The 13,278-nt window shown below is 64.6% G+C and carries 10 protein-coding genes; 3 read left to right on the top strand and 7 right to left on the bottom strand.

What is annotated here, in order from left to right; genetic code table 11:
• The 5 genes from ABZE94_RS14685 to ABZE94_RS14665 form a co-directional block, all read right to left on the bottom strand.
• The coding region (locus ABZE94_RS14685; RefSeq protein WP_372876249.1) for an aldehyde dehydrogenase family protein at window positions 1–1,201 on the bottom strand (1,201 nt) is incomplete at its 3' end.
• Between the two features lie 10 nt (window positions 1,202–1,211).
• Window positions 1,212–2,402: an aromatic ring-hydroxylating dioxygenase subunit alpha gene (locus tag ABZE94_RS14680; RefSeq protein WP_372876248.1), complete on the bottom strand. Its 1,191-nt coding sequence runs from the start codon at window positions 2,400–2,402 to the stop codon at window positions 1,212–1,214.
• A gap of 729 nt (window positions 2,403–3,131) precedes the next feature.
• Window positions 3,132–4,067, bottom strand: coding sequence for a LysR substrate-binding domain-containing protein (locus tag ABZE94_RS14675; protein WP_372876247.1), 936 nt, complete (start codon window positions 4,065–4,067; stop codon window positions 3,132–3,134).
• 340 nt (window positions 4,068–4,407) lie between these two features.
• Entirely contained in the window at window positions 4,408–4,698 is a 291-nt protein-coding gene (locus ABZE94_RS14670; RefSeq protein WP_238044316.1) for a GYD domain-containing protein, read from the bottom strand.
• Window positions 4,699–5,216: 518 nt separating this feature from the next.
• Window positions 5,217–6,086 (bottom strand): AraC family transcriptional regulator, encoded by an 870-nt coding sequence (locus ABZE94_RS14665; protein ID WP_372876246.1) that lies wholly within the window; start codon window positions 6,084–6,086, stop codon window positions 5,217–5,219.
• Between the two features lie 126 nt (window positions 6,087–6,212).
• Here ABZE94_RS14665 and ABZE94_RS14660 point away from each other — a divergent pair, with 126 nt between their 5' ends.
• The 3 genes from ABZE94_RS14660 (at window position 6,213) to ABZE94_RS14650 (ending at window position 10,030) form a co-directional block, all read left to right on the top strand.
• Window positions 6,213–7,169, top strand: coding sequence for an ornithine cyclodeaminase family protein (locus ABZE94_RS14660; protein ID WP_372876245.1), 957 nt, complete (start codon window positions 6,213–6,215; stop codon window positions 7,167–7,169).
• A 105-nt stretch (window positions 7,170–7,274) separates the two neighbouring features.
• Window positions 7,275–8,762, top strand: a complete 1,488-nt coding sequence (nhaC, locus tag ABZE94_RS14655) for a Na+/H+ antiporter NhaC (protein ID WP_372876244.1) — start codon at window positions 7,275–7,277, stop codon at window positions 8,760–8,762.
• Window positions 8,762–10,030: an NAD(P)/FAD-dependent oxidoreductase gene (locus ABZE94_RS14650; protein WP_372876243.1), complete on the top strand. Its 1,269-nt coding sequence runs from the start codon at window positions 8,762–8,764 to the stop codon at window positions 10,028–10,030. The genes nhaC and ABZE94_RS14650 overlap by 1 nt, the downstream gene beginning before the upstream one ends.
• Window positions 10,031–10,388: 358 nt before the next feature.
• Here the strand turns inward: ABZE94_RS14650 and putP are convergent, their stop codons facing one another.
• Window positions 10,389–11,873 (bottom strand): sodium/proline symporter PutP, encoded by a 1,485-nt coding sequence (gene putP / locus ABZE94_RS14645; RefSeq protein ID WP_372876242.1) that lies wholly within the window; start codon window positions 11,871–11,873, stop codon window positions 10,389–10,391.
• A 238-nt stretch (window positions 11,874–12,111) separates the two neighbouring features.
• The coding region (locus ABZE94_RS14640) for an L-glutamate gamma-semialdehyde dehydrogenase (protein WP_372876241.1) at window positions 12,112–13,278 on the bottom strand (1,167 nt) is incomplete at its 5' end.

Genomic DNA, 13,278 nt, shown 5'->3' with positions numbered 1-13,278 from the left:
CGATGGCCTGTTCCTCGGTATCGAAGGGGATGATCGCCAGGACCGGGCCGAACACCTCTTCCTGGGCGATGCACATCTCGGGGCTGACGTCGCGGAACACGGTCGGGCGCATGAAGTGCCCGGCCCTGTCGCTGAAAGCCTCACCACCGGTGGCCGCTATCGCGCCCTCATCGATTGCGCGCCGACACAGGGCTTCGATGCTGGCCAGTTGTCCGGCACTGACCACCGGAGTGAGGTCCGGGTTGTCCTGTCCGAGGCCGACGCTGAGGCCTTCGGCCAGCTCGACCACCGCCTCGACCACTTCCTCGTAGATCTCGCGCTGCACCAGCAGGCGCGACATGGCCGAACAGACCTGACCGGCGTTGAAGAAGATGCCGCCCTTGACGCTGGCCAGCAGCTGCTGGCGATCGGCATCGGCGAAGGCGATCGCCGCCGACTTGCCGCCGAGCTCCATGACGCTGGGGATGGCGTGTTCGGCGGCGTCACGCAGGATGGTCTGGCCGGTCGGCACCGAACCGGTGAAGACGATCTGATCGACCTTGGCGCTGCTCACCAGGTGACTGCCGACCTCGCGGCCACGGCCGCAGATCAGGTTGACCGCACCATTCGGCAGGCCGGCCTTGGCGATGGCGCGCAGCAGCACGCACATGCCCAGCGGCGACAGCTCCGGCGACTTGATCACCACCGCGTTGCCGGCGGCCAGGGCCGGCGCCAGCGAGCGGGCGCAGATCGACACCGGGAAGTTCCAGGGCACGATTTGCGCCGAGACGCCCATCGGGTCGTACAGGGTGAAATCCATGTAACCGTTGCCCAGCGGGATCGAAGTGCCCTCGATCTTGTCGGCCATGCCGGCGTAGTACTCGAAGTAGCGCGCCGCCTCGGTGAACTCGTCGCGGGCATCGTTCAGGCTCTTGCCGTTTTCCTGGCACAGCACCCAGGCGCCTTCGTCGGCGACCGCACGGATCTCTGCGGCGATACGCAGCAGCCAGGTGACCCGCTGCGCCGGGCGCACGCTGCTCAGCGCGCCGCTGTCGGCGCAACGGCGGGCCGCCTGCACGGCACGTTCGGCATCGGCGATAGAGGCCTGGGCGAGGGTCGCCACTGGCTCGGCAGTGCCGGGGTTGTTCACCGTCAGGCGCGCCTCGCTGTCGAGCCATTCGCCGTCGATGTAGTTGAGCCAGTGGGATGCAATCGGATACATGGCGGCCTCCTCAGGCGGACGGTACGGTGGCCAGCAGCTGACGCGCAGCCCACTGATGGAAGAAGTGGGTCGGGATGTCCATCTCGGGAGAGAAGGCGCCGCCCTGGTAACCCGGGGAATGACGGCCCTTCTGCATGCCTTCGACCGAGGCGATGTCCTCGGCGAAGACCACCTTCCAGGACTCCAGGATGGCGTTGCGGCAGGCGGCGTACTCGTCGCCCAGGGCCTCGTCGCCGACGTAGAACAGGCGCAGGTGCTCGATGGTGCGGCCCGGCGCGACCGGCTCCAGCTGCATGGCGAAGGCGTGGTCGGCCTGGATGCCGAGCAGCACGTTGGGGAAGAAGGCCACGTACTCGGCGTTGCGCAGGCGGTCCTGCGGCCAGCTGGGGAACTGCGGCAGGTGGGTGCCGGCGACATCGGAGAGGTTGTAGGCGTAGCTGCCCTGACCGGCGAACTGCTCGTCGAACAGGATGTTGTAGTGGTCTTCCAGGCGCGAATAGGTGTTCAGGCTCGGGTGCACCCACGGCAGGTGGTAGGCCTCGCAGTAGTTCTCCACCGCCAGCTTCCAGTTGCAGTTGATGTCCAGGGTGGTGGCGTCCATGTGCGGGCGGCGGCGCAGCAGGCCCATGCCGTCGTCACCGAGGAACTGGCTCCAGCGCGCGGTCAGCGGTGCGAGCATCTCCTCCAGCGGCTGGGCGTCGCCGGACAGGTTGACGAACACCATGTCCATCCAGATGGCGCTGCGCAGAGCCTTCAGACCGTGCTTTTCGCAGGCGAAGCGCTCGTCCTTGTGCACATCGATACCGCCGACGTGCGGGGTACCGCGCAGGCCGCCATTCAGGTCGTAGGTCCAGGAGTGGTAGGGGCAACGAATCACGCCCTGCACGGTGCCCTCTTCCTGCACCAGCTTCATGCCGCGGTGGCTGCAGACGTTGTGGAACACCTGCACCAGGCCCTCGCGATTGCGCATCAGCAGCAGCGGCAGGCCCATGAAGTCGACCGGCTTGACCGAACCGTTCTGAGTCAGGTCGCTGGCGAAACCGACGCAGGCCCAGGTCTTGCCCATCACCTGATCGCGCTCCAGCTCGAAATGACGCTGCTCGATATAAAACTCGTTGCTCAGGCCGGTGGCTTGGTGAATCGGGTTGAGAACGCTTTCCAGATGATGCACAGGAATTTGTTGAGAAGTGGTCGAAGTCATTGTTGTTCTCCCCTGCTGGGCACGGTGGGTAATGATCGGCAGGCTCGCTGGCCAGGCTCCGTTGGCGGCGAGTTTCGAGAATATGGGGATTGTTCGACAAACGATTTTTACAGCTGGATTTATGACTTTTAATCATCAATATCAAAAGCCACGCGCAGCGCCTTGCTTGGCCGCTGCCAGCCCCATAGCGGGGCTTTCATATGCGTAAAGATCATCAATCCATGAGAAAGAATGGCTTGTCCCAGGGACCGGGAAAGGCCACTTTAGCCGCCGTCAAACCAGCCACCCGTACCACACAGCAGGCCAGCATCCGGCTGCGCACGGCAGATAGCGCCCGGGCCTCCCGGCCCTGATGCAGGTCGAAGGTAATTAAGCGAATTTATTGGCCGCTGTTGGTGATGCCGACAGGCTGGAAAGCTTCCAACACCCATCGATCAGCGAATTCATCCTGCACATGAGTCCTGTCACGACGCGTCGCTTGCGTCAGGCAGCTCCGCTGGTTTTCCCACGCCATCTCCGGGATACCAGTCGCTAACGCAGGAACACTCCCAGGACGACCCGGGCATTGCGCCCAGGATCGTGCTGGGCGGGGCCAACTCACCTTGCGCTACCCGCGCCAAAGGCCTGCTGAGGAATAGCCACGCATAGTCAAAAGACTAGCGCCGCGACTGCTCCATGCAACGCTGCCGCAGGCCACAAGCCTGCGGCAGCGTTCGTTCGGCTCGGCCTTTATGCGCCGCTGCCAAGCGTGGCGTCGTCCAACACAGGCGGCAACTGCTCGAGCAGCCAGCTGCGGAAGCATTTGACGCTCTGGCGCATCACCCCTCGACCGAGCGGCTCCAGCAAGCAGAACTGCGCATCGGACTGCAACACGGTGTCGATAGGCCGCACCAGGGCGCCGGTCTGCAGGTGGTTGTCGACCAGGTTCGACCAGGCCAGGGCGATGCCCTGGCCACTGAGCGCCGACTGGATCAGCATCGAGTAACTGTTGATGTTGATACGCCGCCTGGGCTCGATACCTTTAAGGCCCAGGCGCTGGAACCACTCGGACCAGCCGATCCAGTCGCGCTGCGGATCTTCCAGCCACAGCCAGGTGCAGTCGGCCAGTTGTTCGGGGGTGCTCAACGTCGGGTTCTTGGCCAGATAGCCCGGGCTGCACACCGGGAACACCTCCTCGGCAAACAGCGGGGTCACCTGCATGTCCTTGGGCGGCGTGCGGCAGTAGTAGAGCGCCAGGTCACAATCCAGGCGGGAGAAGTCCTTGACCTGGTCATAGGCGATGATGCGCAGGTCGATCTCTTCGTGATCGCGCTGAAACTCGGCCACCTTGGGCAGCAGCCACAGCGAGGCCATCGCCGTACTGGTGACCACGGTCACCTGCTGGGCGCCCTGCCAGTGGCGAATCTCACCGGTGGCATGGGCCAGCTGCAGCAACGCGGTGCGCACCGTTTCATAGTACTGGCTACCGGTCGGGCTCAAGTTGATCGCCCGCGTGGTGCGCTCGAACAGGGTCTTGCCCAGGTAGTCCTCGAGCAAACGCACCTGGCGGCTGATCGCCCCCTGGGTGACGTTCAGTTCCTGGGCCGCCAGGGTAAAACTCAGGTGGCGCGCGGCCGCTTCGAAAGCCACCAGGCTGTTGAGTGGAGGCAGTGGATGGATTTTCATGCAGGCAAGATCACGCAGTGTTTTAGTTATGTCCCCGCAGTTTAGAACCATGCTTGCGCTAAACACAGCGTGCGAACACGCAATCGTGCCGGACGGGCGTCATCAGTGGCGCAGCCCCCTCTAGCGCTGGCCACCGCAGAGCGGACCGGGCGCATGCACCGCAGGACAACATCACCGCTGCATGGCGCCGCCAGGCGTGGGCGAAGAACAGCCATGCTGCGGGTCGCACTGCGGCCATCAGCCCCTCTACAAAGAAACGGCCCATCTCCAGGGAGCTGGGCCGCTGCAACACCCGCGAAGCGCCTGCAGCTGCGGCAAATCCTGCAGGCCGGATCAGCTGCTAAGGCATGTTGCCGATGATCTTGCGCATCTCCTGCTCCGAGAAGCCGCGCAGTGTCTGCGTGCGCGTATTGCCGAGCGAGCCGACTTTCAGCAGCAGGGAGGTGGCGGTCTCCTCGTCGCCCTCGACGATCAGCACCAGATCGTAACTGCCCACGGTCCAATAGACGGCCTTGACCGCTACGCCTACCTTTTCAGCCAATGCCTTGAATGCCTGGAAGCGATCCGGTGAGTCCTTGACCGCCCGGATGCCCTGATCGGTGAAGTTAACCAGCGAAATGAAGGTTGCCATGATTACACCCCTTGTCAGGGTTGCTGAATGGCGGTCACAGAGCCGGCCGCGATTACCTGGAAGAGGGCCGCCATTCTTCCAAATCCGCGGGTCCGACCATCGATTAGTTGAACCTGTCACTTGCATCACTGCACCAACCGAAGCCTCTGCTCGACTTCGGCAGTGCGTCCTGTCAGGAATAGCAGGCCACTGCAGCACCCGCACGACCACTGATCCACTCAGGCAAAAAAAACGGCGCAACCCAACGAGGCGCGGGCCGGACGAAGGCGGCGCCGTCGACATTTTTCTCGATCATCACCTCAACTCAGGAATGATCCACACCCGTAAGAAGGGCCGCGTTCCGACGATGCTTTTGATCTGCAGATATCGCCAGATCGCCGGGACGCCGGACCGCCGGACCGCCGCAAGCCGGTTCCTGCAGGGCTGAGTTTCTGATAGAATTCCTATATAAAACAACGATTTACTTTATCAAGAGGCATACTCACAGGCCCGCAGCCGGGCGCGCGAGGCGAGCGCTTCTAGTCAGAGGAGTGGCGCGTGCCTGAGCAGGCCGACGCAACGGATAGCTTGTCCTGAGGGCCTGTACCGCCAGCGGGTTCGCTCCCCTGGCCGCTACGGGTAGAGCCCGGGGTCTGATTGAAGCGGCTTTTGTAGGCGCGCGAGAAGCTCGAGGCATCGGCAAAGCCGACTTCATCGGCCACTGCCGCCAGGGGCATCGTACTGTTGAGCAACAAGAACTGCGCCCGCTGCATGCGCCGGATCATCACGTACTGTTGCGGGGTCATGGCGAACCTGCGCTGGAACAGGAAGTTGAAGTGGCTCTCGCTGAGGTTCAACGCCGCTGCCAGTTCGCCGTTGCAGGGCGGCTCGGCGAGGCGCCGGTCGATCAATCGATTGAGCTCGGCGACCGCCAGTCGCGAACCACAGGGTAGCGGTGGCACGGATGAATAGGATTGGACCAGCTGGGTCATGAACAGCGATACCAACTGACAACTGACCAGCGCACTGCCCCGTTGCGCACCAGGCAGCAGCTGGCCGGCGGCGAAATCCAGCAACGGCATGGCGGCGGCGTCCAGGGTGATGAATTCCGGGCGCTGGAACAGCGTCTCGCTGAATGTCAGGTCGCAGGCCTGTTCCAGCGCGCGGATATAGGGATCGTTCAGCGACACGTCGATCACCAGCAATTCGCTTTCTTCGCTGAGGCCGGCATACAGGTGGCCGGCCGAGGCCGGCACCAAGGCGGCGATGCCGTTGGTCAAACGCCCCGACGTGGCGCTGAACTCGCAATCCATCCGCCCGCGCCAGCCAATCAGCACCTGAGCGTAGTCGTGACAATGCTCGCCGCGCTGCAGCGCAATCAGGTTGCGTCGGGCCTGGCTGCTGTTCATCGCGTCAGGGCCGCGCTAGGAAAAAGAGATTTCATCGTCTGGGTATATAACTCCAGCGCCTGGGTCAATGGCAAATGATCGGCTGTGGTTAGCATGGAAATCACCTTAGCAACGGGAAAAGCCGCCATGCAACTGAATGCCGACCAGGTACAGAATGCCCTGCCGTGGGACAGTTTGATCGAAGCGCTCCGAGAGATCTTCGTCCGTGCGGATGTGCGTTCGCCGATCCGCCACCACCACACCCTCGAGGTACCCGGCGAGCCGGCCGCCACCTTGCTGCTGATGCCCGCCTGGATCGAAGGCGAATACCTCGGGGTCAAGCAGGTCAACGTGTTCCCCGGCAACAACACGCGCCACCTGCCCGGGTTGAGCAGCCATTACATGCTCAGCTGCGGCAAGACCGGCCGCCCGCTGGCATTGCTGGACGGCAACGAGTTGACTGCCCGGCGCACCGCCGCCGCCTCGGCGTTGGCCTCGCAGTTTCTGTCCCGCGCCGATGCCAGCCAGCTGCTGATGGTCGGCGCCGGACGCATGGGCCGCCGCCTGATCCCGGCGCACATGAGCGTCCGGCCGATCCAGACCGTGCAGGTGTGGGATCGCAACGAGGCGGCCGCGGCGGCCTTGGTGGCCGAGCTTACGGCCAGTGACATCGATGCCCGGGTCTGCTCCCGCGATCAGCTGCAAGAGGTTGCCGGCACAGCCGACATCATCAGTTGCGCGACCATGGCCACCGAACCTGTGGTATTCGGCGACTGGCTCAAGCCCGGCGCTCATCTCGATCTGGTCGGCAGCTTCACCCCGAGCATGCGCGAGACCGACAACGTCGCCATGCAGCGCTGTGCGGTGTTCGTCGATACCCGGGCCGGCGCGCTGAGCGAGACCGGCGACCTGATCATGCCGATCCGCGAAGGTGCGATCGGCGCCGACAAGATCCTCGCCGAACTCGCCGAGCTGTGCCGCGGCCAGCATGCCGGTCGCGCCGCCCTGGCCGACGCCGAACAGGCGGTGACCCTGTTCAAGTCGGTCGGCGACTCGCGCGAAGACCTCGCCGCGGCGATTCTCGCGTTCCGCAATCAAGGCTGAAACGAACGCCTGCTTGGGCACTCGGCGACGAGTGCCATTTTTTATCTACTCCCACAACAACAAAACGATGAGGCCTGCCGCCGCTCATCTTCAGGAGTTCCTGACATGACCAAAGAACCCACAGCCCCGATCGGCATGCCCAACCTCTGGGTGGCCCTGATTCCCATTGCGCTGACCATCGGCCTGCTGGCCCTGCAGATCTTCTACTACAACGACTTCACCCCGCATATCGCGCTGGCCATCGGTATCGCCATCACCGGTCTGGTGGGCTGGGCGCAGGGCTATCGCTGGAAGGACATCGAATCCGGCGCCTTCCATGTGCTGCATGTGGCCATGCCGTCGATCGCCACCCTGATCCTGGTCGGCATGCTGGTCAGCACCTGGATCGCCAGCGGTACCGTGCCGCTGCTGATCTACTACGGTCTCGAGCTGATCGATCCGGTCTGGTTCCTGGCCGCCTCGATGCTGCTCTGCTCGGTGGTCTCGCTGTCGATCGGCTCGAGCTGGACCACGGTCGGTACCGTTGGCCTGGCGCTGGTGGGCATCGGCACCGCCTTCGGCATTCCGCTGTACTGGACCGCGGGCGCCGTGGTCTCCGGTGCGTTCTTCGGCGACAAGATATCGCCCCTGTCCGACACCACCAACCTGGCGGCGGCAGTGACCGAAACCAACGTGTTCGCGCACATCCGCAACATGATGCCAACCACCGTCCCGGCGATGCTCATCGCCTTCGTGATCTACCTGCTGGTCGGCGGCCAGTCCAGCGTCGATGCCGCGCAGCTCGAGCAGATCCGCCTGTTCAAAGAGGGCTTGAGCAGCCACTTCGACATGGGCTTCCTGCCGCTGATCCCGCTACTGGTGGTCATGGCCCTGGCGTTCTTCAAGGTTTCACCGCTTCCCGCGCTGTTCACCGGTTTCGTCCTCGGCGGCCTGGTCGCCTTCATCAACTACGACTACAACCTCAACCAACTGCTGACCTTCGCCCACAGCGGCTTCACCATCAGCAGCGGCACCGCGGCGCTCGACAGCCTGCTCAACCGCGGCGGCGTGACCTCGATGACCTGGGTGGTCACCCTGATGATGTTCGCCCTGGCCTTCGGCGGCGCCCTCGAACGCACCCGCTGCCTGGAGTCCGTGGTCAGCTCGATCATGCGCCTGAGCAAAAGCTTCCGCGGCCTGCAGACCAACGCGATCCTGACCTCGGTAGCGACCAATGCCGTGTCGGGCGATGTCTACCTGTCGATCGCCCTGCCCGGACGCATGTACGGCCCGGAGTACGACCGCCTGGGCTATAGCCGCCTCAACCTGTCCCGCGCCATCGAGGAAGGCGGCACCCTGGTCTCGCCGCTGATCCCCTGGAATGCCGGCGGCGCCTTCGTCATCGGCACCCTGGGGCTGACGGTGGTGTCCGGCGACTACAGCAACCTGCTCTACGCACCACTGGCGTTCGCCTGCTGGCTGTCGCCGGTCATCGGCATCCTCTATGCCCAGACCGGCTGGTTCTCCAAGCGTGCCGAGGACGACCAGGTAGATGCCGACAGCCGCCATTCGGCCGGCAATCCCCTGCTGACTGCCGCAGAAGAGGTGGCCTGATGCAAGCGTCCGGCGCAGCCCAGCCTGTTGCTGTTTCCGTCGCGGTGCTCGGTGCCGGGGTGATCGGCCTGTGCACCGCCCTGCAAGCCCAGCGCCAGGGCTACCGGGTGACCCTGATCGACCGTGATGCGCCGGGCCAAGGCGCCTCCTTCGGCAATGCCGGCTACCTGGCCACGGAACTGATCGACCCGCTGGCCAGCGGCAAGACCCTGCGCGGCGCGCTGGCCATGTTGCTCGACCCGCACGGGCCGCTGGCCTTGCCGCTGGGCTACCTGCACCGCAGCCTGCCCTGGTTGGTGCGCTTCGTCGCCGCTGCCCGTCCCGCTCAGGTCGAACGCTCGCGTGACGGTCTGCTCGCGCTCAACCGGGCGGCGCTGCCGGCATGGCGGCGTTGCCTGGCCGATATAGGCGCGAGCGAACAGCTGTGCAACTCCGGCTACCTGCTGGTCTGGGAGTCGGCGCAGCACCTGGAGCAAGCCAAGGCCCATGCCCGCTACCTGCAGCAATGGGGCGTGCGCAGCGAACTGGTCGACGCCACGCGTGTGGCGCAGCTGGAGCCGGCGCTGGCCGGCACCGTCAACCACGCCCTGTATTTCCCCGAGGCCTGTCAGGTGCGCGAGCCCTATCAGCTCTGCCGCCGGCTGTTCGCCGCGTTCGAAGCGCGCGGCGGCCAGTTCGTCCAGCAGGCGGTCGAAAGCGTCTCGGCGGATGCGCAGCAGGTACGGCTGAAGACGTCGGACGCCGTATTGCCCTTCGATCGGGCGGTGATCTGCACCGGCGCCTGGAGCAAGACGCTGCTGCAGGGCACCGGCCTCGAGGTGCCGCTGGAAGCGGAGCGCGGCTATCACCTGAGCATGGACAGTGCGGCCGTCAGCCTCAACCGGCCGATCGGCTCGGCCGAGCGCCGCTTCGTCATCAGCCCGCTGGATTCCGGTCTGCGCGCGGTGGGTTTTACCGAGCTGGGCGGCCTGCACCTGCAGCCGATTGCGCGGCGATTCAAGACCCTGCGCCGGCATAGCAGTGCCTTGCTGCCGGCGCTCGGCGATCCGGCGCTGAACTGCCGCGAATGGATGGGCCACCGCCCCACCCTGCCCGACTCGCTGCCGGTGATCGATCGTCACCCGCAACATGCCCGGCTGCTGTTCGCCTTCGGCAATCAGCATCTGGGCCTGACCCAGGCGGCGATCAGCGCGGAACTGGTGGTCGACCTGATGAGCGGGGCAACCCCGGCCATCGACCCGCAGCCTTACCGGGTCGAGCGATTCTGAAACGGGTGCGAAGCATGCCGGCAATAAATGGCTATGTCCCAGCGATCTGTTGCTTGCAGCAATGCTCTGAAGGAGCCAGGGCAGACGCCAAGTCATTGCTGGCGATGCTGTGCTGTTGCCGGCCCGGATCGCCAGCAAGCTGGCTCCTACAGATGGCGTGTGCTCGCCGGGGCCGGCGGCGGTATCCGCTCAACGGCTTTCATCCAGGCAAAAAAAACCGGCCCAACACAACGAGGTGTGGGCCGGCAAAGCACTATCGGGTCGTCGTGGGGCCCGAGCCGGGCATCAGCAGTGAAATCCTGACTCGGGCGCCCCGCCTGCAGACGACCGGCTGCAGGCGGGGATGAAACCCATCGGGTCAAGCCATCTGGCGGTCGACCTCGTCGAACTGGACTTGCAGCGCGGCCTCGGGCGCTTCGCTCAGCAGGCTGACGACGACGATGCCGACGCTGGCCAGGATGAAGCCGGGGATGATTTCATACAGGTCGAAAATCCCGCCGGACAGTTGCTTCCAGACCACCACGGTCAGGCCGCCGAGGATGATGCCGGCCAGGGCGCCATTGCGGTTCATGCGATTCCAGTACAACGACAGCAGGATGGCCGGGCCGAAGGCGGCGCCGAAGCCGGCCCAGGCGTAGGACACCAGGCCCAGTACGGTGGTATCTGGATTCAGAGCCAGGACCAGGGCGATGATGGCGATCAGCACCACGGCGCCACGACCGATCCATACCAGCTCGGCGTCGCCGGCGTCTTTCTTGAGGATGGCCTTGTAGAAGTCTTCGGCCAGGGCCGAGGAGCTGACCAGCAGTTGCGAGTCGGCGGTGGACATGATCGCAGCCAGCACGGCGGCCATCAGGATACCGGCCACTACCGGGTGGAACAGGCTGTTGACCAGCACCATGAACACGGTTTCGGCGTCGCCCAGGTCGGTTTCCAGATAGCCGACGCCAATCCAGCCGATGGCCAGGGCGGCGATCAGGGTCAGGGCGGTCCAGCTGACGGCAATGCGCCGCGCGGTCGGAATGTCCTTGTCATCGGAGATCGCCTTGAACCGCGCGAGGATGTGCGGCTGGCCGAAGTAGCCCAGGCCCCAACCGAGCAGCGAGAGGATCGCGATGATGCCGAGCGGCTCGCCCTTGGCATCGTTGAAGAAGGTCAACAACTCGGGGTTCTTCGCCGCGATCGCCAGATGCGCGGCATCCACGCCGCCCACGGCATTGAGCGCGAACACCGGCACCAGCACCAGTGCCGCGGCCATCAGCAGGCCTTGCACCACGTCGGTCCAGGCCACGGCGAGGAAGCCGCCGAACAGGGTGTAGGACACCACGGCCAGGGTGCCGACGACCACGGCGATCTGGTAGTCGAAGCCGAACACGGTCTCGAACAACTTGCCGGATGCCACCAGGCCGGAGCTGGTGTAGAAGAGGAAGAAGGTCAGGATGATCAACGCCGACACCACGCGCAGGGCGCGGGATTTGTCGTTGAAGCGGTTCTCGAAGTAGGACGGCATGGTCACCGAATCATTGGCCGTGTGCGAATACACACGCAGGCGCTGGGCAACGAACAGCCAGTTCAGCCAGGTACCGGCCAGCAGGCCGACGGCGATCCAGGTGGCTTCGAAACCAGCTGCCAGGGCATAGCCCGGCAGACCCAGCAGCAGCCAGCCACTCATATCGGAAGCGCCAGCCGACAGCGCCGCGGTGGTCGGACCGATGGAACGGCCGCCGAGGATATAGTCGGACAAATTGCTGGTGCGCTTGTAGGCCACCAGGCCTAGCCACAACATCATCACCAGGTAGACCACGAAGGTCACCCCTACAACAAAAACGTTTTGCTCGTTCATCTTGTTGTTCTCTTGTTGGCACGGCTCGGGCCGTGACTCTAGTTGTAAAGCGACCGCCGTATGCGGCCACTGCCTTGAAACCACCGACCGGGTGCACGCCTGACCATCCGGCCGGGGGCGGGACAGGCCTCGTGAGCCTGCCCCTGAAATGCCTCATTTAGCGCACTAAACTCCCCGTTCTTCGAGTAACGCAACGCCAGCAGCGGCCGCTGCTGGCGTTGCGTTTTTTCACAAGCTCTTAGTCCTCGTCGACCAGCGACAGCAGCGAAGCGTTGCCGCCCACTGCGGTGGTGTTGACCGACGTGGCGCGTTCGTTGACGAAGCGCAACAGGTAGCTCGGGCCACCGGCCTTCGGCCCGGTACCCGACAGGCCGCAACCGCCGAACGGTTGCACGCCGACCACCGCACCGATCTGGTTGCGGTTGACATAGAGGTTGCCGACTCGCGCCAACGCCTCGATGCGCTCTGCGGTTTCCTCGTTACGCGTATGCACGCCGAGGGTCAGGCCGTAACCGGTGCCGTTGATCGCGGCGATCACCTGCTCCAGCTCGCTGGCCTGGTAACGCACGATGTGCAGGATGGGGCCGAAATTTTCTTTCTGCAGTTCGGCGATGCCGCCGATCTCGAACGCCACCGGGGCGACGAAGTGACCGTTCAGGTCAGCCGGCAGCGGCGTTTCGGCAATCAGCTTGCCTTCGCCCTTGAGCTGGGCGATATGCGCCAGCAAACCTTCGCGCGCCTCGGCATCGATTACCGGACCGACGTCGCTTTCACGTTGGTGGGTCGGACCGACCTTCAGTTCGGCCATGGCACCCTTGAGCAGCTCGAGCACGCGCTCGGCGATGTCGGCCTGCACATAGAGCACGCGCAGGGCCGAGCAACGCTGGCCGGCGCTGGTGAAGGCCGACTGCACGGCATCCTTGATCACCTGCTCCGGCAGCGCGGTGGAGTCGACGATCATCGCGTTCTGCCCGCCGGTCTCGGCGATCAATGCGGCGATCGGGCCGGCCTTCTCGGCCAGTTGACGGTTGATGATCCGCGCCGTGTCGGTCGAGCCAGTGAAGCACACCCCGGCGACCCGGGCATCGCGGCAGAACACGCCACCCAGGGTGGCGCCGTCGCCCGGCAGGAAGGCGATCACATCCTTGGGCAGGCCGGCTTCGAACATCAGTTCCAGGGCACGGGCGGCGATCAGGCTGGTCTGCTCGGCCGGCTTGGCCAGCACGCAGTTGCCGGACACCAGGGCGGCGGCGATCTGGCCCAGGTAGATGGCCAGGGGAAAGTTCCACGGGCTGACGCAGACGAAGATGCCGCGACCTTCATGGAACAGTTCGTTGCGCTCGCCGGTCGGGCCTTTCAGCTCTTCGCGGCCCAGACGCAGGCGCGCCTGCAGGGCGTAGTAGTG

The sequence above is a fragment of the Pseudomonas sp. genome, from assembly GCF_041601375.1.
GTDB lineage: Bacteria > Pseudomonadota > Gammaproteobacteria > Pseudomonadales > Pseudomonadaceae > Aquipseudomonas.
This window is presented reverse-complemented; position numbering and strand designations above follow the sequence as displayed.